Source organism: Variovorax boronicumulans, assembly GCF_029892485.1.
Classification (GTDB): Bacteria; Pseudomonadota; Gammaproteobacteria; order Burkholderiales; family Burkholderiaceae_C; genus Variovorax; species Variovorax boronicumulans_B.
Window position 1 is genome coordinate 173,334 of sequence record NZ_JARXVG010000006.1, and the last position, 19,100, is coordinate 192,433.

At 66.2% G+C, this 19,100-nt stretch carries 18 protein-coding genes and 1 pseudogene; 12 read left to right on the plus strand and 7 right to left on the minus strand.

From position 1 onward, the window contains the following. Window positions 1-16: 16 nt before the first annotated feature. Window positions 17-568, minus strand: a complete 552-nt coding sequence (locus M2282_RS16020; RefSeq protein WP_280810040.1) for a phasin family protein — start codon at window positions 566-568, stop codon at window positions 17-19. Window positions 569-746: 178 nt separating this feature from the next. Between M2282_RS16020 and M2282_RS16025 the strand changes: the two genes are divergently transcribed. Together M2282_RS16025 and M2282_RS16030 are read left to right on the plus strand one after the other, a co-directional pair. Beyond that, complete coding sequence (locus M2282_RS16025) at window positions 747-1,673, plus strand: histone deacetylase family protein (protein WP_280809779.1); 927 nt, start codon at window positions 747-749, stop codon at window positions 1,671-1,673. Then, window positions 1,670-2,113, plus strand: coding sequence for an acyl-CoA thioesterase (locus M2282_RS16030; RefSeq protein WP_280809780.1), 444 nt, complete (start codon window positions 1,670-1,672; stop codon window positions 2,111-2,113). The genes M2282_RS16025 and M2282_RS16030 overlap by 4 nt, the downstream gene beginning before the upstream one ends. An 88-nt stretch (window positions 2,114-2,201) precedes the next feature. On the opposite strand, the gene M2282_RS16035 is transcribed toward M2282_RS16030, so the two are convergent. Next, window positions 2,202-2,603 carry a hypothetical protein gene (locus M2282_RS16035; RefSeq protein WP_280809781.1) on the minus strand — a complete coding sequence of 134 codons (402 nt, stop codon included), beginning with the start codon at window positions 2,601-2,603 and terminating at the stop codon, window positions 2,202-2,204. Between the two features lie 65 nt (window positions 2,604-2,668). Further along, window positions 2,669-2,902, minus strand: coding sequence for a CsbD family protein (locus M2282_RS16040; RefSeq protein ID WP_176658504.1), 234 nt, complete (start codon window positions 2,900-2,902; stop codon window positions 2,669-2,671). Between the two features lie 180 nt (window positions 2,903-3,082). Here M2282_RS16040 and pncB point away from each other — a divergent pair, with 180 nt between their 5' ends. The 6 genes from pncB (at window position 3,083) to M2282_RS16070 (ending at window position 10,091) form a co-directional block, all read left to right on the plus strand. After that, window positions 3,083-4,294 carry a nicotinate phosphoribosyltransferase gene (gene pncB / locus M2282_RS16045; RefSeq protein WP_280809782.1) on the plus strand — a complete coding sequence of 404 codons (1,212 nt, stop codon included), beginning with the start codon at window positions 3,083-3,085 and terminating at the stop codon, window positions 4,292-4,294. Next, entirely contained in the window at window positions 4,291-5,706 is a 1,416-nt protein-coding gene (locus M2282_RS16050) for a sodium:proton antiporter (RefSeq protein WP_280809783.1), read from the plus strand. Before pncB ends, M2282_RS16050 begins: the two co-directional genes overlap by 4 nt. An 11-nt stretch (window positions 5,707-5,717) precedes the next feature. After that, window positions 5,718-6,704, plus strand: coding sequence for a 2-hydroxyacid dehydrogenase (locus M2282_RS16055; RefSeq protein WP_280809784.1), 987 nt, complete (start codon window positions 5,718-5,720; stop codon window positions 6,702-6,704). 33 nt (window positions 6,705-6,737) lie between these two features. After that, window positions 6,738-8,108 carry a DNA recombination protein RmuC gene (locus M2282_RS16060; protein WP_280809785.1) on the plus strand — a complete coding sequence of 457 codons (1,371 nt, stop codon included), beginning with the start codon at window positions 6,738-6,740 and terminating at the stop codon, window positions 8,106-8,108. Then, a complete protein-coding gene (locus tag M2282_RS16065) occupies window positions 8,105-9,268 on the plus strand; it encodes an MFS transporter (protein WP_280809786.1) in 1,164 nt (387 codons plus the stop codon). The genes M2282_RS16060 and M2282_RS16065 overlap by 4 nt, the downstream gene beginning before the upstream one ends. 145 nt (window positions 9,269-9,413) lie before the next feature. Beyond that, the gene (locus M2282_RS16070) at window positions 9,414-10,091 is read left to right on the plus strand and encodes a TetR/AcrR family transcriptional regulator (protein WP_280809787.1); all 678 of its coding nucleotides are present in this window, start codon (window positions 9,414-9,416) and stop codon (window positions 10,089-10,091) included. 13 nt (window positions 10,092-10,104) lie between these two features. On the opposite strand, the gene M2282_RS16075 is transcribed toward M2282_RS16070, so the two are convergent. From M2282_RS16075 to earP, 3 genes are all read right to left on the minus strand, one after another. Further along, window positions 10,105-10,968 carry a TIGR00730 family Rossman fold protein gene (locus M2282_RS16075; RefSeq protein WP_280809788.1) on the minus strand — a complete coding sequence of 288 codons (864 nt, stop codon included), beginning with the start codon at window positions 10,966-10,968 and terminating at the stop codon, window positions 10,105-10,107. Window positions 10,969-11,094: 126 nt separating this feature from the next. Further along, window positions 11,095-11,649 (minus strand): elongation factor P, encoded by a 555-nt coding sequence (gene efp, locus M2282_RS16080; RefSeq protein WP_280809789.1) that lies wholly within the window; start codon window positions 11,647-11,649, stop codon window positions 11,095-11,097. Window positions 11,650-11,823: 174 nt separating this feature from the next. Then, entirely contained in the window at window positions 11,824-12,930 is a 1,107-nt protein-coding gene (gene earP, locus M2282_RS16085) for an elongation factor P maturation arginine rhamnosyltransferase EarP (RefSeq protein WP_280809790.1), read from the minus strand. 399 nt (window positions 12,931-13,329) lie between these two features. On the opposite strand from earP, the pseudogene M2282_RS16090 reads away from it, so the two are divergent. From M2282_RS16090 to M2282_RS16105, 4 genes and pseudogenes are all read left to right on the plus strand, one after another. Further along, window positions 13,330-14,468, plus strand: a pseudogene (locus tag M2282_RS16090) (M20/M25/M40 family metallo-hydrolase). A gap of 110 nt (window positions 14,469-14,578) precedes the next feature. After that, the gene (uvrC, locus tag M2282_RS16095; protein WP_280809791.1) at window positions 14,579-16,552 is read left to right on the plus strand and encodes an excinuclease ABC subunit UvrC; all 1,974 of its coding nucleotides are present in this window, start codon (window positions 14,579-14,581) and stop codon (window positions 16,550-16,552) included. 59 nt (window positions 16,553-16,611) lie between these two features. Continuing rightward, on the plus strand, window positions 16,612-17,178 hold the full coding sequence (pgsA, locus tag M2282_RS16100) for a CDP-diacylglycerol--glycerol-3-phosphate 3-phosphatidyltransferase (RefSeq protein WP_093434251.1): 567 nt from the start codon (window positions 16,612-16,614) through the stop codon (window positions 17,176-17,178). Then, window positions 17,175-18,071, plus strand: coding sequence for a DMT family transporter (locus M2282_RS16105; protein ID WP_280809792.1), 897 nt, complete (start codon window positions 17,175-17,177; stop codon window positions 18,069-18,071). Before pgsA ends, M2282_RS16105 begins: the two co-directional genes overlap by 4 nt. Window positions 18,072-18,074: 3 nt before the next feature. On the opposite strand, the gene M2282_RS16110 is transcribed toward M2282_RS16105, so the two are convergent. After that, window positions 18,075-19,034 carry a LysR substrate-binding domain-containing protein gene (locus M2282_RS16110; RefSeq protein WP_280809793.1) on the minus strand — a complete coding sequence of 320 codons (960 nt, stop codon included), beginning with the start codon at window positions 19,032-19,034 and terminating at the stop codon, window positions 18,075-18,077. Window positions 19,035-19,100: the final 66 nt, after the last annotated feature.

Genomic DNA, 19,100 nt, shown 5'->3' on the forward strand with positions numbered 1-19,100 from the left:
CTGGTGTGGTCAGTGCTTAGCGCTTGCGCGAAGCGGTGGCCGTCTTGGCAGCGGCGACGGCTTGCGTCGACACGGCGTTGAAGTTGGCTTCGGCGACGTCGGAGGCTTGCTTGACAGCCTTCTGGACCGATTCGAATGCGTTGTTGGCGGCAGCCACGGCGCTCTTGAGCACGGCAACGGCGGTTTCCGAACCGGCCGGTGCGTTCTTGGAAGCGCTGTCGACCAGGCCGACGAAGGCTTGCTGGGCTTCAGAAGCCTTGGCTTCGAAAGCCTTGGAGAATTCCGAGCTGGTGCCTTGGGCGATGTCATACAGGTGACGGCTGTAGGCAGCGGTCTTTTCGGCCAGGGGCTGGAACAGGCTGGCTTGCAGCGTCAGCAGTTCTTGCGCGTCCTTGACGCTCAGGGCAGCCTGGGCAGTGCTCTGTGCTTCGGCCAGGGCGGCCTTCGATGCGGTCACGTTCAGCTCGACGAGTTTTTCGACGCCTTCGAAAGCCTTGGTGGTCAGGCCGAACAGGGTTTCGAGGTTTGCTTTTTGGGCGGCGAGGATTTGGTCAGCGGTCAGGGCCATTTGGGATCTCCAGAAGGATGGTGGTCGATACACGTTGCGCTGCGCCTCGTCGTCTTTGTTGCGGTGCAGCATGGCCTCAAGTATAGGCAGCTGGGATTTGCGATCAAGGGGTTTTTGCTGCGATGCAGCAATCTAGAGGCCGCTTTCTAAAACGGGCTCGCATCGCAGAATGCGGGTCATGCGCGCCTTCTATTCCGGCCAGTTCGTATTGCCCCTTCCGCCGGGGCACCGTTTCCCGATGTCGCGCTACGCCTTGCTGCGCGACCGCTTGGAGGAGCACCTGCCCGCCGTTCAGATGGACCAGGCTCCCCGCGCCAGCGACGGCGAACTGGCGCTGGCCCACACCCCGCAGTGGATCGCCGCCATCAGCGACGGCAGCGTGAGCCCGCAGGCGATGCGCGAGATCGGCTTTCCCTGGAGCGAAGCGATGGTCGAGCGCTCGCGCCGCTCCACGGGCGCCACCATCGCGGCCTGTCGCGCAGCCTTCGCCGGCGGCATCTCAGCGAACATGGCGGGCGGCACGCACCACGCCTATGCCGACAAGGGCGGCGGTTTCTGCGTCTTCAACGATGCCGCGGTGGCCGCCCGTCTGATGCAGGCGGAGCACGGCCGCAGCGGCCGGCAACTGAAGGTGGCGGTGATCGATCTCGACGTGCACCAGGGCAATGGCACGGCCAGCATCTTCCGCAACGACGCCAGCGTCTTCACGCTCTCTATGCACGGCCAGAAGAACTTCCCCTTTCGCAAGGAAGCCAGCGACCTGGACGTCGAACTGCCCGACGGCTGCGGCGACGCCGACTACCTCACCGCCCTCGAGCACGCGCTGGACGAACTCGATCGCCGTTTCTCGCCCGGCCTCGTGATCTACCTTGCAGGCGCCGATCCGTTCGAGCGCGATCGTCTCGGCCGCCTCAAGCTCAGCTTCGACGGCCTGGAGGCGCGCGACCGCCGCGTGTTCGACTGGACCTGGCAGCGCCGCATTCCCGCGGCTTTCGCCATGGCCGGCGGCTATGCCAGCGACATCGCCGAGACCGTGCAGGTGCAGTTGGGCACCTTCCGCGTGGCCTTCGACTATTGGCGCCGCTGGCAAAATGCCGCGCGATGAGCTCCGCCACCAAACCCACGCCGAATTCCCGCAGCAGCTATCGCGCGTTCCGCAGCATCCCGACGCGCTGGGCCGACAACGACATGTATGGGCACGTCAACAACGTCGTCTACTACAGCTGGTTCGACACGGCGGTGAATGCGCTGCTGATCGAACGCGGCGCGCTCGACATCCACCAGGGCCGGGTCATCGGCTTCGTGGTCGAGACCCAGTGCAACTATTTCGCCCCGATCGCGTTCCCGCAGACGGTGGAAGCCGGCATCCGGGTGGCGCAGGCGGGCCGCTCGAGCGTGCGGTACGAGATCGCGCTGTTCGCCGAGGGTGCAGACGCCGCGGCGGCGCAGGGCCACTTCGTGCATGTCTACGTCGACCGTGAAACACAGCGGCCCGTGCCTTTGCCCGAAGCGTTGCAGCGCGTGGTCGATTCGCTGAAATCCTAATCCCAATAAAAAACGGCGCCCGAGGGCGCCGTGGTCTTTTGTCGTACAGCAGATCGATTCGCCGATCAGCTGAACAGGCAGAAACTGCTTACTTCTTCATGGCCTTGATTTCGGCCTTGCCCTGGGCTTCGTCAGCCTTGGCTTGCTTCACGCAGGCATCCTTTGCGGCACCGTTCTGGTCGTCGCACTTTTCCTTCGCGACTTCGTAGGTGGCCTTCACCTTCTCTTCTGCCACCTTGCGTGCGTTGCTGTCGCTGGGCTTGTACTGCTGTTCGAGTTCGGCCTTGGCCACGTCTTCCTTGCCCTTGGCTTCCTTCTGGCAGACGTCCTTGGCGTTGTCCTTCAGCGTGTCGCACTGGCTCTTGGCGACCTTGTAGTCGGCTTCGATCTTTTCCTTGGCGACTTTGTGTTCATCACCGGTCATCGCGCTGGCTTGCGTGGCGACGAAACAGGTGGAAGCGAGAGCGAGCATGAGCAGGTGTTTTTTCATTGGAGTTTTCCTTCGAGGTTGTTGAATTCGGTTGGGTGCGGCGGCATTGGCCAGCGGCTTCTTGATCAGGACTTTTCGAACCAGAGCGAATCGGCCGTGCGGCCATCGCGCGATTCCCAGTCCTTGACTTGCTTTTCGGCTTCGTCGCGGCTGATGCCGTGGCGTTCCTGGATGCGGCCGAGCAGCTGATCGCGCTTGCCGGCGATGACATCGAAGTCGTCGTCGGTCAGCTTGCCCCATTGCTCCTTGACCTTGCCCTTGAGCTGCTTCCAGTTGCCTTCGATGGTGTCTTTGTTCATTGCGAATCTCCTTGAGAGGTTGATTCGGCGGCTGTGTTGCCGCCGTGAAATCAATGTCTCGTGATCGATTCGCCCTGCCAGTAGGACGTGCTGTGCAGCCCCCGTAGGCAGAGGCCGACGCTGCCCGTGATAATCGAGCGGACGCCGAAAAGTTTGAGACACCGCGCACCGACGACGACCATGATCATCCACAGCCTGCTCGACACCGACCTCTACAAGTTCACGATGATGCAGGTGGTCCTGCATCACTTCCCGGGCGCCCGGGTCGAGTACCGCTTCAAGTGCCGCAATCCCGGCGTCGACCTGGCGCAGTTCGCGGGCCAGATCCGCGACGAGGTGCGCAGCCTCTGTTCGCTGCAGTTCCGCGATGCCGAGCTGGCCTACCTGCGGTCCATGCGCTTCATCAAGAGCGACTTCGTCGACTTCCTGGGCCTGTTCAGGCTCAACGAGAAGTACATCAACATCATTCCCCAGCCCTCGGGCGAGCTCGAGATCCGCATCCAGGGGCCGTGGCTGCACACCATCCTGTTCGAGATCCCCGTGCTGGCCATCGTCAACGAGGTCTACTTCCGCAACACGCAGAAGAAGCCCGACATCGAGGAAGGCCGCCGCCGCCTCGAGACCAAAATCGCCCAGCTGCAGGACGCGGGCCTGGCCGACCTCAAGATCGCCGACTACGGCACGCGCCGCCGCTTCTCGAAGGACTGGCACGAAGAGGTGCTGCGCACCCTGAACTCGCGCCTGGGTGCCGTCACGCCGCCGCCGATGCAGGCCAAGCCCGGCGCCCGGCTGCCGCAGCTCGCGGGCACCAGCAACGTGCTGTACGCCATGAAGCTGGGCCTGATCCCGCTGGGCACCATGGCGCACGAATACCTGCAGGCCTGCCAGGCGCTTGGCCCGCGGCTGCGCGACAGCCAGATCTTCGGCTTCGAGAGCTGGGCGCGCGAATACCGCGGCGACCTGGGCATCGCGCTGTCCGACGTGTACGGCATGAGCGCCTTCCTGCGCGACTTCGACCTGTACTTCTGCAAGCTCTTCGACGGCGCCCGCCACGACAGCGGCGACCCGTTCCAGTGGGGCGAGCGCATGCTGGCGCACTACGTGGCGAACCGGGTCGATCCGCTCACCAAGACGCTGATCTTCAGCGACGGCCTCACGGTGCCGCGCACCATCGAGCTCTATCAGCAGTTCCGCGGCCGCTGCCAGCTGGCCTTCGGCATCGGCACCAACCTCACCAACGACCTGGGCTACGAGCCGCTGCAGATCGTCATCAAGATGATCAACTGCAACGGCCAGCCGGTGGCCAAGCTGTCGGACACGCCGTCCAAGAACATGTGCGAGGACGAAAAATACCTGGCGTACCTGCGCCAGGTGTTCGAGATCGAGGCATGAGGCGTGTCCCCGGGCTCGGGCTGCTGGCGCTGCTGCTTGCGCCCACGCTGGCCACGGCCGCGGACTTCGACGGTGCGCAGCTCTCGCCGCTCTGGGGCGTGCCGTTCGCCGGCATCCTGCTGTCGATCGCGCTGCTGCCGCTGCTCGCGCCTGCCTTCTGGCACCACCACTACGGCAAGATTTCCGCCGCCTGGGCGCTGGCCTTCCTGCTGCCCTTTGCCGCCACCTACGGCGCGGGCCTGGCGGGCGTGCAACTCGTGCATGCGCTGGTGGCCGAGTACATCCCGTTCATCATCCTGCTGACGGCGCTCTTCACGGTGGCGGGCGGCATTCACATCCGCGGCAACCTGCGCGGCGCGCCCGGGCTCAACACGGCGATCCTTGCGATCGGCGCGGTGCTCGCGAGCTTCATGGGGACCACCGGCGCCTCGATGCTGCTGATCCGGCCGCTGATCCGCGCCAACGACGACCGCCTGCACAAGGTGCATGTGATCGTGTTCTTCATCTTCATCGTCTCCAACGCGGGCGGCGCGCTCACGCCGTTGGGCGACCCGCCGCTGTTCCTCGGATTCCTCAAGGGCGTGGGCTTCTTCTGGACCGCGCAGAACATCCTCTTCGAAACGCTCTTCATCCTGGCCGTGCTGCTGGCGCTGTTCTATGCCATCGACAGTCACTACTACCGCAAGGAAGGCGTGCTGCCTGTCGACCCGACGCCCACGACGCCCGAGACACAGCGCCTGGGTTTCGATGGCGCTGCCAACTTCTGGCTGTTGGGCGGCGTGGTCGCGTTGGTGTTGCTGAGCGGCTTCTGGAAATCGCCGGTCAGCTTCGACGTGTTCGGCACCGAGGTCGGGCTGCCGGGGCTGGTGCGCGACGTGGGGCTGCTGCTGATCGCCCTGGTCTCGTACAAGCTCACCGCGCCCAAGGTGCACGCCGACAACCAGTTCGAATGGGAGCCGATGGCCGAAGTGGCCAAGCTCTTCGCGGGCATCTTCCTGACCATCATCCCGGTGATCGCGATGCTCAAGGCCGGCACGCAGGGCCCGTTCGGCGCCATCGTCTCGGCCGTGACGCGCGCCGATGGCCAGCCCGACCCCGCGATGTACTTCTGGGCCACCGGCGTGCTGAGCTCGTTCCTCGACAACGCGCCGACCTACCTCGTGTTCTTCAACACCGCAGGCGGCGATCCGGCGGCGCTCATGACCACCTACGCGAGCACGCTTGCCGCCATCTCGGCCGGCGCCGTTTTCATGGGCGCCAACACCTACATCGGCAACGCGCCCAACCTGATGGTCAAGGCCATCGCCGAGAGCCGCGGCGTGCGCATGCCGAGCTTCTTCGGCTACATGGCGTGGTCCGTGGCCATCCTGGTTCCGCTGTTCGTCATTTCCACGTTCATCTTCTTCCGCTGAGTGCACACATCATGAGCAAGCCCAAGATCCTGGTCGCACGCGCGATCTTTCCCGAGACCATCGAGCGCCTGTCGCAGCATTTCGAGGTCGAATCGAACCAGTCCGACGAGAGCTGGAGCAAAGAGCAGCTGATCGCCAGGCTCAAAGGCAAGCAGGGCGCCTTCACCACCGGCAGCGAGCGCATCGATGCCGCCGTGCTCGACGCGAACCCCGACCTGAAGATCTGCGCCAACATGGCCGTGGGCTACAACAACTTCGACGTGGACGCGATGGCTGCGCACGGCGTGCTCGGCACCAATGCACCCGACGTGCTGACCGAGACCACGGCCGACTTCGGTTTCGCGCTGCTCATGGCGACCGCACGCCGCATCACCGAGAGCGAGCATTTCCTGCGTGCCGGCAAGTGGGAGAAGTGGAGCTACGACATGTTCGCGGGCTCCGACATCCACGGCGCCACGCTCGGCATCATCGGCATGGGCCGCATCGGGCAGGGCATTGCCAAGCGCGGCGCGCATGGCTTCGGCATGAAGGTGATCTATCACAACCGCTCGCGCCTCGACGCGGCGCTCGAAACCGACTGCAAGGCCAGCTATGTGAGCAAGGAGGAGTTGCTCAAGACCGCCGATCACGTCGTGCTGGTCGTGCCTTACTCGCCCGCTTCGCACCACACCATCGGCGCCGCCGAGATCGCGCTGATGAAGCCGACCGCCACGCTGGTGAACATCGCGCGCGGCGGCATCGTCGATGACGCCGCGCTGGCCGTGGCGCTGCGCGAGAAGCGCATCGCGGCGGCGGGCCTCGATGTGTTCGAGGGCGAGCCCAAGGTTCATCCCGACCTGCTGACCGTGCCCAATGTCGTGCTCACGCCGCACATCGCGAGCGCGACCGTGCCCACGCGCCGCGCCATGGCCGACCTCGCGGCGGACAACCTGATCGCGTACTTCAGCGGCAAGGGGCCGCTCACACCCGTCACGCCCGTTCCGCCGGCCGCCAAGTAACCCAACCCTGCACAGCGACACAGCGCCTTCGCCTTGGAACCCAGTGAATTGATTCTTCTCGTGCTGGCTGCGCTCGCAGTCATCCAGCTCGTGCTGGTGATCTGGCTGCTCGCGCGCCGGCAGCCCAGGCCCGACCACAGCGAATTGCTCGGCGTCCTGGCCGCGATGGGCACGGCCAACGAGCGCACCGAGCGCGAGCTGCGCCGCGAGATCGGCGAAAACTCGCGCGGCGCGCGGCAGGAAACCGCGCAGGCCTTCGCCACCTTCCAGCAGTCGCTGGTGCAGCAGGGCGCCGAGGCCACGCGCACGCAGAACGCGCAGCTCGATGCCTTCTCGCTGCAACTCGCCTCGCTGCAGAAGTCGCTGGCCGACACGCTCAACACCCAGTTGCAGGGCCTGAGCGAATCGAACGCGCGGCGCCTGGCCGAAGTGCGAGCGACGATGGAAACGCAGCTCGCACAACTGCAACAGAGCAACGCCGCCAAGCTCGACGAGATGCGCAAGACCGTCGACGAGAAGCTGCAGAGCACGCTCGAAGCCCGCCTGGGCGAGAGCTTCAAGCAGGTGGCCGACCGACTCGAGCAGGTGCACAAGGGCCTAGGCGAAATGCAGACGCTGGCCGTTGGCGTCGGCAGCCTGCAGCGCGTGCTGACCAATGTGAAGACGCGTGGCGTGTTCGGCGAGGTGCAGCTCGAGGCGCTGCTCGAGCAGGTGCTCACCACCGACCAGTACGCCAAGCAGGTCGAGACGAAACCGCGCAGCGGCCAGCGCGTCGACTTTGCGATCCGCTTTCCGGGCCGTGGCGACGACGGCGCACCGGTGTGGCTGCCCATCGATGCGAAGTTCCCGCGCGACGACTACGAGCGCCTGATCGACGCGCACGAGCGCGCCGACGCGCCCGCCGCCGAACTCGCGGCCAAGGCGCTCGAAGCGCGCATCCGACTGGAGGCCCGCTCGATCGCCGAGAACTACCTCGCCGCGCCGCACACCACCGATTTCGCGATCCTGTTCCTGCCGGTCGAGAGCCTCTACGCCGAGGTGCTGCGTCGCCCTGGCCTGATGGACGCCATCCAGCGCCAGCACCGCGTGACGCTGGCCGGCCCGACCACCTTGCTCGCCATGCTCAACAGCCTGCACATGGGCTTTCGCACGCTGGCGCTGGAGCAGCAGGCCTCCGAAGTGTGGAAGGTGCTGGGCGCGGTCAAGACCGAATTCGAGCGCTATGGTGAATGGGTCGCGCGCATCAAGGAGCAGGTGGCCAAGGCCTCCGACACGCTCGACAAGGCCGACACGCGCGCCAAGCAGATGCGCCTGGCGCTGCGCAAGGTCGAGGCACTGCCCGAGGCAGAGGCGCAGGTCCTGCTGCCTCCCACCGCCGACAGCGAGGGCGACGACACCCCGTGAAAGGTTCCGAACTGCTGCGCGTCATCGCCGCCCAGGTCTGCCTGCACGCCACGATGGCCGGAATGCGTCTGGCAACGCCGCTGCTGGCGCTGCAGCAGGGCTACAGCCCCGTGGCGGTCGGCGTACTGATCGCGCTGTTCGCGCTGAGCCAGGTTTTTCTCGCGCTGCCAGCGGGGCGCTTTGCGGACCGACACGGGTTCAAGCGGCCGCTCTGGCTGTCGGTGATCGCGGCGTCAGGCGGCGCGGGGCTGGTGCTGGTCTTTCCGACTTTTCCGGTGATGTGCGTCTCGGCGCTGCTGACCGGCGGCTCTACCGGCGTGACCGTCATTGCACTGCAGCGCCACGTGGGCCGTTCCGCGACCAACGTGTCACAGCTCAAGCGCGTGTTCAGCTGGCTGGCCATCGCGCCCGCGGCCGCCAATTTTGTCGGGCCGTTCCTGGCCGGCATGCTGATCGACCACGCGGGCCGTGCGGCTGCGGACATGCAGGCCTTTCGCGTCTGCTTCGCGGTGATGGCCTTCCTGCCGGTCCTTTGCTGGCTGCTTGCACGCGGCGCGCACGAGCCGCCGCGTGCCGCCCCCGTTCCCGGCGCCGCAACCACGCGGGCCTGGGACCTGCTGCGCGAGCCGATGTTCCGCCGCCTGCTGTTCGTGAACTGGCTGCAGTCGTCCAGCTGGGACGTGCATGCCTTCGTGCTGCCGGTGCTGGGGCACGAGCGCGGCATCAGCGCCTCGGTGATCGGCTCGATCCTCGGCGCTTTCGCCATTGCGGCGGCGGTGATTCGCGTGGTGCTGCCGCTCATCGCCTCGCGCGCCTCGGAGCGCAGCGTGATCCTGAGTTCCACCATCGTCACGGCGTCGATGTTTGCGGTGTACCCGCTGCTCGATTCGGCCCTGGCCATGGGCATCTGTTCCGTGGTGCTCGGCTTTGCGCTCGGTGCGGTGCAGCCGATGGTGATGAGCATGCTCCACCAGATCACGCCGCACGCGCGGCACGGCGAGGCGCTGGGCCTGCGGCTGATGACCATCAACGCGTCGAGCGTGGCGATGCCGATGCTGTTCGGTTCGCTCGGGGCGCTGATCGGCATCGCAGGGGTGTTCTGGGTCGTGGGCGGCGTGCTGGCGCTGGGCGCTCGGGCGACCTGGGGGCTCAAGATCTAGAGGGGCATTCCGGCGAAACCATGGTCCGGACAAGATCAATTCACATTGAGTTGACATTCAACTGACCCAAAGTCAGTATCGACGCCTTCTTCAACGACCCGAAGGCGTCCACGGTGCGGCGCCGCCTCGTCCCCCGAGATTTGCCATGACACGAAGTGACCCCGCCGTCGATTCCACTGCGGCATGCGAGGCCGACCCTGCCGCGCCGCGCCGCCGTACCAAGGCCCCCGAAACCCGTGCCGTCGCGCTGATGGATGCGGCCGAGCGCCTCTTCATCGCGAAGGGCATCGCCAGCACCAGCATCGACGACATCGCGGCCGGCGCGCAGGTGGCCAAGGGCACCTTCTATCTGTACTTTCCGTCGAAGGAGGCGATGCTCGGCGCGCTGCAGCAGCGCTTCGTCGACAACTTCTGCGAGCGCCTGCAGAACGCCATGGACCGCCATCGCCCCGACAACCACCGTGCGCGCCTGAAGGCCTGGGTGGAGACGGGGCTCGAGATCTACCTCGACAACGTCGCTCTGCACGACGTGGTGTTCCACGAGTACCGGCCCGAAGATCGGCGCATGCGCAACGACAACGCGGTCGTCACGCAACTGGTCGGCATGCTGAAGCAGGGCGACGCGGCGGGGGTGTGGGAAGTGGAGGACGCGACGCTCACCGCCGTGATCCTCTTCAATGCGCTGCACGGCGTGGCCGACGATGCCGTGGCCATGGGGCCGGCCGAGGATCCGGTGGCCGACCGCCGCCGCCGCGCCCGGGCGCTCACGCGCTTCTTCGAGCAGGCGCTGCACCCCGACGTGGTCGATGACACCGACGCCTGAGCGCCGGCATGGGTCAGAGCTTGTAGAAGCGCTTGATGTAGTCCCACGCGTCTTCGGGCGCGTCGATGTACTCGAAGAGCTTCACGTCGCCCGGCGAGATCACGCCTTCGTCCACCAGGAAGTCGAAGTCGATCATTCGCTTCCAGTAGTCCGAGCCGAACAGCACGATCGGCACCGGCTTCGACTTCTTGGTCTGCACCAGCGTGATGACTTCGAACAGCTCGTCGAGCGTGCCGAAGCCGCCCGGGAACGCCACCAGCGCCTTCGCACGCATCATGAAATGCATCTTGCGGATCGCGAAGTAGTGGAACTTGAAGCTCAGCGCCGGCGTGACGTAGGGGTTGGCTTCTTCTTCCATCGGCAGCGCGATCGCAAGGCCCACCGAGATGCCGCCGCCTTCGTGCGCGCCGCGGTTGGCCGCCTGCATGATGCCCGGGCCGCCGCCGGTGCAGATGAATAGCTTGTCCTGCGGTTCCTTGTCGTTGCTGTATTGCGCGACCAGCTTGCCGAAGGCGCGGGCCTTCTCGTAGTAGTGCGAGCTGCGCGCGAGCCGGCGCCAGCGCTCGGCGGCCACCGTGTCGCCGGCTGCATCGGCCTGCGCGATCATGGCGGCGGAGTCTTCCTCGCTGCGAAAGCGGGCGCTGCCGAAGACCACCACCGTGTTCTCGATGCCATGGGCGCGCTGTTCGACATCGGGCTTCATCAGCTCCAGCTGCATGCGGATGCCGCGGGTCTCGCGGCGCAGCAGGAATTCGGGATCGGCGAAGGCGATGCGCGAGGGGTCGGGATCGAGCGGCAGGCCTTTTTCGGAATGGGACTTGAGCGTGGCCCAGGCATCGGCCAGGCGTTTGTCGTGAAGATCGTGCGTGTTGTTCATGAAGGACTCGGACGGGAAGACCTGAGGGATTGTGCAGCGTTGCAATCGCCATGCCCAAGAAACGAAAAAGGCCCCTTGCGGAGCCTTACTTCGGAGAGAGTGACCGACCCGTCGGGCCAGGAACGCTCAGACGCGCTTGCGGTATTCGCCGGTGCGCGTGTCGATTTCGATCTTGTCGCCTTGCGAGACGAAGAGCGGAACCGGCACTTCGAAGCCGGTGGCGATCTTGGCGGGCTTGAGGACCTTGCCCGAGGTGTCGCCCTTGACGGCCGGCTCGGTCCAGGTGACTTCGCGCTCGACGCTGGTGGGCAGTTCGACCGAGATGGCCTTGCCGTCGTAGAACACCACTTCGACGGCCATGCCGTCTTCCAGGTAATTCAGCGCGTCGCCCATGTTCTCGGCTTCGACTTCGTACTGGTTGTAGTCGGCGTCCATGCAGACGTAGAGCGGGTCGGCGAAGTAGGAGTAGGTGCAATCCTTCTTCTCGAGCACGATCTGGTCGATCTTGTCGTCGGCCTTGAAGACCACTTCGGTGTTGAAGTTGGCCACCAGGCTCTTCATCTTCATGCGCACGGTGGCGGAGTTGCGGCCGCCGCGGCTGTATTCGGTCTTGAGGACGACCATCGGGTCCTTGCCGTGCATGATGACGTTGCCGGCGCGGATTTCTTGAGCGATTTTCATAACAGGTTCTCTGGATGTTGGCCGCTCGGTGCACGGGGCTTTCTGCGACATCCGGCGACGTTCGAGACGCGCTTGCCGGTGTATCTGGCCCCGCGGTACATGTCCCGCGGCAGGTTTGGCGAAGAGCTTCTCGGGTCCTGAGGGCCCGGGCCGAAATCCGCAAAGCCCGCTATTTTAGCTTTTTTGGGCGATCAGATGCCGCAGTTGCGTGACCAGGTCGTCCTGATCGAGCAGCCTTTCGCGGCCGATCCGGGCTGTTTCCCGCCAAGGTCCCTGCATTTCCAGAGGCGGCAAGGGGGCAGGGTCGAACCCGTTCCATACGTGGTGAAAGCGCCTCAGCGAGGGCGGGGCACCGAGCCAGTCGAGCCAGGCGTTCAGCTTGGCGTGATGGGCGTCGTCATCCTGCGGATAGATCTGCCAGACCAGCGGGGCGCCGGCCCAGAGGGCGCGCACCAGCGAATCCTCGCCGCGCACGAAGTTCAGGTCGCAGGTCCACAACAGGTGGTCGAAATCCGGTTGGGTGAGGTGGGAGAGGTATGAAATCGATAGCGAGCCGCGTCCGTGTTTGGCGAAGGTCCGGGCGCCTTCGCTGGCAAGAAGCGCCTTGACCGCCTGCGTGGCACGGCCCGCAGTCACCAGCAACCGGGTGGATTCGCGGTCGTCGGCGAGCTGGGCCAGCAGATCCGCCAGCGCGGGAGGCTCATAGCAAAAGAGAGAGACGAGGCGTTCGCTTTCTGACCAGGGAATCTGCTGCGCCGCGAGCCATTGCGCGCGGTCGAAATGGGCTCGCCGTTCCAGCAGGTCGGGCTCCCGCAGCAGCCCGCCGGTCGCGGTCGTGAAGCCCGGATAGAAAAAGCGCTTGGTCAACCCCGCGCCCGGCCCCTTGAACACCGGCGAGGGCAGGCCGTGCAGGCGCTCGACGTACGGCTCGGCCGACAGGTATTCGAGGTTGATCCAGGCCCGGGGGCTGGCGGCGTTCGACGCCTCGGCGAACCTCGCAATCAGTTCCGGCGCCGGCTCGCAGCCGAAGGCTTCGATGAGCACATCGGGCGCCGACTCGGCTGCGGCCGCCTGCACTGCAGCAGGGGCTAGCCAGTCGATCACCTGCACGCCGTCGCGTCCCGCAGGCGCCATCCAGTGCAGCGCCGTCGCATCGTCGATCCACAGCCGCACGCGCTCGCCGAGCGCGGCCAACTGGCTGGCCAGTCGCCAGCACACGCCCAGGTCGCCGTGGTTGTCGATGACCTTGCAGAAGATGTCCCATTGCATGCGCTTGCCCATGGTCGCGAGTGTGCCTGTCCTGGGAGCCCGTTCGACGCCCGGCTTGCTATGCTGGCCGCCACAACAACCACCGGAGAGAGAAAGACCATGAGGATGCAGACCCGTTCGCAGTTTTCCCTTCGTTCCACCAAGACCGTGCTCGCCCTGTCGCTGGCCCTGTGCGGCATTGCCGGCATGACCGGTGCAGCGGCCCAGACAACAACCGCGCCGACGTCGCTCACGCCGCAGCAGCAGCGCTTCCACGATATCTATAAAGAGCTGATCGAGATCAACACCACCCACTCGACGGGTGACAACACGCTGGCCGCGCGCGCCATGGAAAAGCGCCTGATCGAATCGGGCTTCGCGCCCGGCGACATCCAGATCTTCGAACCCTTCCCGAAGAAGGGCAACCTGGTGATGCGCTTCAAGGGCAACGGCAGCAAGAAGCCGCTGCTGCTCCTGGCTCACATCGACGTGGTGGAGGCCCGGCGCGAGGACTGGAAGACCGATCCCTTCAAGCTGCAGGAAGCCGGTGGCTACTTCACCGCGCGCGGCTCCATCGACGACAAGGCCATGGCCTCGGCGCTGGTGTCGTGCTCGGGCAGCTCAAGCAGGAAGGCTTCAAGCCCAGCCGCGACATCATCCTGGCGCTGACGGCCGACGAGGAGCGCGGCGATGCGCTGAGCAACGGCGCCTTCTGGCTCATCAGCAACAAGCCCGAGCTACTGCAGGCCGAGTTCGGCATCAACGAAGGTGGCGGCGGCGAGCTGCGCGGCGGCAAGCCGAACCTGCACCGCATGCAGGTGGCCGAGAAGATGTACACCACCTACATGCTCGAGGCGCGCGACGTGGGCGGCCACAGCTCGGTGCCGACGAAGAACAACCCGATCTACGCGCTCTCCGCGGGTCTCGAGCGGCTGGGCAACTACGCCTTCCCGATCAAGCTCGCGGACGTCACCAGGACCTACTTCGCGCGCAGCGCCCCCTTCGCCACCGGCCAGCTGGCCGACGACATGCGCGCCATCGGCAGCGGCAACCCCGATGCCGGCGTGCTCGAGCGCATGACCGCCAACCCGGCCTACAACGCGCAGCTGCGCACCACCTGCGTGGCGACGATGGTGCAGGCCGGCCATGCCGAGAACGCGCTGCCGCAATCGGCCAAGGCGACGGTCAACTGCCGCATCCTGCCGCATGACGACCCCGACGAAGTCGAACGCCTGCTGACCCAGGCGGTGGGCAACGACAAGATCGTGGTGCGCAACATGGGCAAGCCGCTGCGCAGCCCGGCCTCGCCGCTGAACGGCGACCTGGTGAAGACGGTGGAGTCGCTCACGCAGCAGATGTGGCCCGGCGTGCCCGTGGTGCCCGCGATGAGCACCGGCGCCACCGACAGCCGGTTCCTGCGCAATGCCGGCATCCCGATGTACGGCGTGACAGGCATGTTCCTCGAACCGGCCGATGCGCGCGCGCACGGGCTGGACGAGCGCATCGAGATCCAGCGGCTGTACGACGGGCGCGAGTTCCTGTACCGGCTGGTGTCGGAAGTCGCGAAGTAGGCGGGTCGAACGAGCCCGTTCTTCCGCCAGCGGGGCCACCCGGCACTGCGGCCGTTGCAGAGGTGGCCGGGGCGGGGCGGGGGCTCCCGTCCCGCGCCACAATAGCCGCCATGTCAGACGTGCATTCCGATCAACTGCTCAGCGAGGTCGCGGCGCTGCCGCAACTGCCGGGCGTGTACCGCTATTTCGACGCAGCCGGCGCGGTGCTCTACGTGGGCAAGGCGCGCAACCTCAAGAAGCGGGTCGCCAACTATTTCCAGAAGAGCCACGGCGGCACCCGCATCGGCCACATGATCTCGAAGATCGTGCGCATGGAGACCACCGTGGTGCGCTCCGAGGCCGAGGCGCTGCTGCTCGAGAACAACCTGATCAAGACGCTCAAGCCGCGCTACAACATCCTGTTTCGCGACGACAAGAGCTACCCCTACCTGAAGATCGCGTCGCACGCATTTCCGCGACTCGCCTACTACCGCGGGTCGGTCGACAAGAAGCACCGCTACTTCGGCCCGTACCCGAGCGCCTGGGCGGTGAAGGAATCGATCCAGCTGCTGCAGAAGGTGTTCAAGCTGCGCACCTGCGAAGACACGGTGTACGCCAACCGCACGCGGCCTTGCCTGCTGTACCAGATCAAGCGCTGCACCGGCCCCTGCGTGGACTACATCACGCCCGAGGCCTACGCCCAGGACGTGGCCAGCGCCGAAGCCTTCCTGATGGGCGACACGCAGCTCGTGCTCTCCAGGCTCGAGCACCGCATGACCACGCACGCCGAGAAGCTAGAGTTCGAGCAGGCGGCCGAGCTGCGCAACCAGATGTCGGCGATCTCGCGCGTGCTGCATCAGCAGTCGATCGAGATCGCGTCGGACAAGGACGTGGACATCCTGGCCGTGAAGGTGCAGGGCGGCAAGGCCTGCGTCAACCTCGCGATGGTGCGCGGCGGGCGGCACCTCGGCGACCGGCCCTACTTTCCGGTGCATGTGGAAGACGCGGCGCAGATTCACCATGGCGAGATGGACGACGTGGAAGAGGGCGCCGCGCCGGTCGCGGCCGACCCCATCGAAGTGCAAGTGCTCGAAGCCTTCATCGCCCAGCACTACATCGACGTGCCAGTGCCGGCCACGCTGGTGCTGAGCCATCTGGTGAGCCGCGAGCTGATCGAGGCGATCTCGCTGCAGGCCGGCGGACGCGTGACGGCGGTGTTCCAGCCGCGCGAGCAGCGCCGCCACTGGCTCGAGATGGCCGAGACGAATGCCGGCCTGCAACTGGCCCGCCTGCTGGCCGAAGAAGGCTCGCAGCAGGCGCGCACCCGCGCGCTGGTCGAGGCGCTTGAACTCGCATGCGACGACCTGGACAACTTCCGTGTCGAGTGCTTCGACATCTCGCACACTGCCGGCGAGGCCACGCAGGCCTCGTGCGTGGTGTTCGCGCATCACACGATGCAGAACAAGGAATACCGTCGCTACAACATCGAGGGCATCACGCCCGGCGATGACTACGCGGCAATGCGCCAGGTGCTGCACCGCCGCTACGGCAAGCTGGCCGAGGCGATGGCGGCCGAGACCGAGGCGCTGCCGCCGGGCGACGCCGAGAGCGAAGGCATCGAGGGCAGCGAGGCATCGCCCAAGACGCGCACTGCGCGCATGCCAGAGCTGGTGCTGGTCGACGGCGGCAAGGGCCAGGTGTCGATGGCGCGCGAGGTGTTCAGTGAACTGGGCCTGCCGCTGTCGTTGATCGTCGGCGTCGAGAAGGGCGAGGGCCGCAAGGTCGGTCTTGAAGAACTCGTGTTCGCCGACGGCCGCGAGAAGGTCTACCTCGGCAAGGACTCGGCCGCGCTGATGCTGGTGGCGCAGATCCGCGACGAGGCGCACCGCTTCGCCATCACCGGCATGCGGGCCAAGCGCGCGAAGGTGCGGGTGGGCGGCAGCCAGCTGGAAGACATCCCAGGTATCGGCCCGAAGCGCCGCGCGCGCCTGCTGCAGCGCTTCGGTGGCATCCGCGGCGTGGCGGCGGCGAGCATGGAAGACATCGCCTCGGTCGAGGGCATCGCCGCCGAGTTGGCCGAGGAAATCTACAAGGCGCTGCACTGAGGCGCACACGAGAGACGAGCCAAGCTGCGGGGTCATCCCGCCGTGACACAATCGCCCGCATGTTCTGGACCCTACCGACCATCATGACCTGGACGCGCATCGTCGCGATCCCTTTGATCGTCGGAGTGTTCTACCTGCCGATCGCCGAACCGATGCGCAACCTGATCGCCACGGTCATGTTCATCGTCTTCGCGGCCACGGATTGGCTCGACGGCTACCTGGCGCGCAAGCTCAACCAGACCTCGGCCTTCGGCGCCTTCCTCGATCCGGTGGCCGACAAGTTCCTGGTGTGCGCTGCGCTGCTGGTGCTCGTGCATCTGCAGCGCGCCGACGTTTTCGTGGCGCTCATCATCATCGGCCGCGAGATCGCCATCTCGGCGCTGCGCGAATGGATGGCGCGGATCGGTGCCGGCAAGAGCGTGGCGGTCCACATGATCGGCAAGGTCAAGACGACCGTGCAGATGGTCGCGATTCCCTTCCTGCTTTATGACGGGCACCTCTTCAAGGTGATCGACACCGGCCTCTGGGGCCAGTGGCTGATCTGGATCTCGGCGGTGCTCACCGTCTGGTCGATGGTCTATTACCTGCAGAAGGCCATTCCGGAGATTCGGGCTCACTCCAAATGACGACGGCGGCCGCCGTACCCGGGCCGGGTGGCTCGGGCTGGCTCCGTGCAATGCCGGTGGTCTTCGTGCTGATCTGGAGCACCGGTTTCATCGTTGCGCGCTATGGCATGCCCTATGCGCCGCCTCTCAAGTTCCTCGCTGTGCGCTATGCGCTGTCGCTCGTGTGCTTCGGCGTGTGGGTCGTGCTCGCGAAGGTCGCATGGCCGAAGGAGCGCGCGCAGTGGGGGCACCTGGCGTTGACGGGCGTGCTGATGCAGGCGGGGTATCTCGGCGGCGTCTGGGCTGCGGTGCATGCGGGCATGGGCGCGGGACTGGTGGCGCTGCTGGTCGGCATCCAGCCGGTGCTCACCGCGATCTGGTTGTCGCTCAACGGCGGGCGTATTTCGAAACGGCAGTGGACGGGGCTGGTCCTGGGCTTCGCGGGCCTCGTGCTCGTCGTCTCGCGCAAGTTCGGCCAGGGTGCCGAAGTCAATGCGTTGACCTTGGGGCTCGCCGTCTTCGCGTTGCTTTCCATCACGGCGGGCACGCTGTACCAGAAGCGTTTCGTCGCGCCGTGCGACGTGCGCAGCGCGAGCGCGGTGCAGATGGCGGCGGCGCTGCTCGTGACCTTGCCCTTCGCGGCCATGGAGTCGCAAGGCATCGAATGGAACGCGCACTCGACTGGCGCGATGGCCTGGTCCGTGCTGGCGCTGTCGCTGGGTGGCAGCTCGCTGCTCTACATGCTGATCCAGCGCGGCACGGCCACGGCCGTCACCAGCCTGCTGTACCTGGTGCCGCCTTGCACGGCGGTGATGGCGTGGCTGTTGTTCGCGGAGCCGATCACGCTCGTGACGCTGCTGGGCATCGGCCTCACCGCGGTCGGCGTGAGCCTGGTGGTGCGCAGCGAACGCTGAACCTCAGCGCGTTGCCGTCTTCGCCGGCTTCCACGGCTCGCCGCGAAACTGCTCGGCCAGGTGATCGAGCAAGAGGCGCACCCGACGCGGCGTCTTGGGCCGCCATGGCGCGACCCAGTGAATGTCCGCATCGGGCATCGCGTACTGCGGCAGCACCCGGACCAATTCGCCGCTGGCGAGTTGCGGCGCGATGTCCCACAGGCTGCGCAGCATGATGCCGTGGCCGGCCAGGCACCAGTCGCGCACCATCTCTCCCGAGTTGCTCGCCAGCGGTCCCTGCACGCGAACGCGCGCGGTGCTGCTGTCGCGCGCATGGCGCAGCGTCCAGAGTGCGAACTGGCGCTGGTTGACCTCGCCGTTCTCGCGCGCGACCAGGCAGGCGTGCGAGGTCAGCGCGTCGACCGTGGCCGGCATGCCGTGCTGCGCGATGTACGAGGGCGCCGCCGCCAGCACGCGCTGGTTGCGCGCGATGCGTCGCGTGACCCAGTCGGCCGCGCGGTGCTGTTGCACGGCCCACAACCAGAGTGCGCCGTCGTAGCCTTCGGCGCCGAGGTCGGGCAGTTGCTCGGTCAGCAGCAGCTCGATCTGCAGCGCGGGGTGCCGAGCCTGGAAGGCGGCCAACGCCGGGCCGAGCCAGCGCCGTCCGAATCCGAAGGTCGCAGCGAGCCGGATCGTGCCGACCAACTCGTTCTGCCGTTCGCCGAGTTCGCTTTCAAGCGCCGCAAAACCTTCGAGCAGCGTGCGGGCATGCAGACAGACCGCCTCGCCCTCGGCCGTGGCGCTGAGCCGCCGCGTGGTGCGGTCGAACAGCCGCTGCCCGAGCCGCCCCTCGAGCGCGCCGAGCCGCTTGGTGATCACCGAGGGCACGACATCGAGCGTGGCGGCCGCGCCTGCGAGGCTGCCCTGGTCGCGAATCGCGATCACCAGTGCGAGATCGCTGCGTTCCAGCAAGGAGGGATTCATGCCAATCCGGAAAGTATGAATTGGCCGATTGTTGCTTGATGATCGCGGAGGCGCAACGCACAATCG

What these genes read in the sequence shown, in the direction of transcription:
- M2282_RS16075 (WP_280809788.1), bottom strand. Translation starts at nt 10,968, where the DNA reads ATGAACAACACGCACGATCTTCACGACAAACGCCTGGCCGATGCCTGG.
- pncB (WP_280809782.1), top strand. Translation starts at nt 3,083, where the DNA reads ATGATCATCCACAGCCTGCTCGACACCGACCTCTACAAGTTCACGATG.
- M2282_RS16020 (WP_280810040.1), bottom strand. Translation starts at nt 568, where the DNA reads ATGGCCCTGACCGCTGACCAAATCCTCGCCGCCCAAAAAGCAAACCTC.
- M2282_RS16055 (WP_280809784.1), top strand. Translation starts at nt 5,718, where the DNA reads ATGAGCAAGCCCAAGATCCTGGTCGCACGCGCGATCTTTCCCGAGACC.
- M2282_RS16105 (WP_280809792.1), top strand. Translation starts at nt 17,175, where the DNA reads ATGACGACGGCGGCCGCCGTACCCGGGCCGGGTGGCTCGGGCTGGCTC.
- earP (WP_280809790.1), bottom strand. Translation starts at nt 12,930, where the DNA reads ATGGGCAAGCGCATGCAATGGGACATCTTCTGCAAGGTCATCGACAAC.
- M2282_RS16070 (WP_280809787.1), top strand. Translation starts at nt 9,414, where the DNA reads ATGACACGAAGTGACCCCGCCGTCGATTCCACTGCGGCATGCGAGGCC.
- pgsA (WP_093434251.1), top strand. Translation starts at nt 16,612, where the DNA reads ATGTTCTGGACCCTACCGACCATCATGACCTGGACGCGCATCGTCGCG.
- M2282_RS16110 (WP_280809793.1), bottom strand. Translation starts at nt 19,034, where the DNA reads ATGAATCCCTCCTTGCTGGAACGCAGCGATCTCGCACTGGTGATCGCG.
- M2282_RS16030 (WP_280809780.1), top strand. Translation starts at nt 1,670, where the DNA reads ATGAGCTCCGCCACCAAACCCACGCCGAATTCCCGCAGCAGCTATCGC.
- M2282_RS16025 (WP_280809779.1), top strand. Translation starts at nt 747, where the DNA reads ATGCGCGCCTTCTATTCCGGCCAGTTCGTATTGCCCCTTCCGCCGGGG.
- M2282_RS16040 (WP_176658504.1), bottom strand. Translation starts at nt 2,902, where the DNA reads ATGAACAAAGACACCATCGAAGGCAACTGGAAGCAGCTCAAGGGCAAG.
- M2282_RS16050 (WP_280809783.1), top strand. Translation starts at nt 4,291, where the DNA reads ATGAGGCGTGTCCCCGGGCTCGGGCTGCTGGCGCTGCTGCTTGCGCCC.
- uvrC (WP_280809791.1), top strand. Translation starts at nt 14,579, where the DNA reads ATGTCAGACGTGCATTCCGATCAACTGCTCAGCGAGGTCGCGGCGCTG.
- M2282_RS16035 (WP_280809781.1), bottom strand. Translation starts at nt 2,603, where the DNA reads ATGAAAAAACACCTGCTCATGCTCGCTCTCGCTTCCACCTGTTTCGTC.
- efp (WP_280809789.1), bottom strand. Translation starts at nt 11,649, where the DNA reads ATGAAAATCGCTCAAGAAATCCGCGCCGGCAACGTCATCATGCACGGC.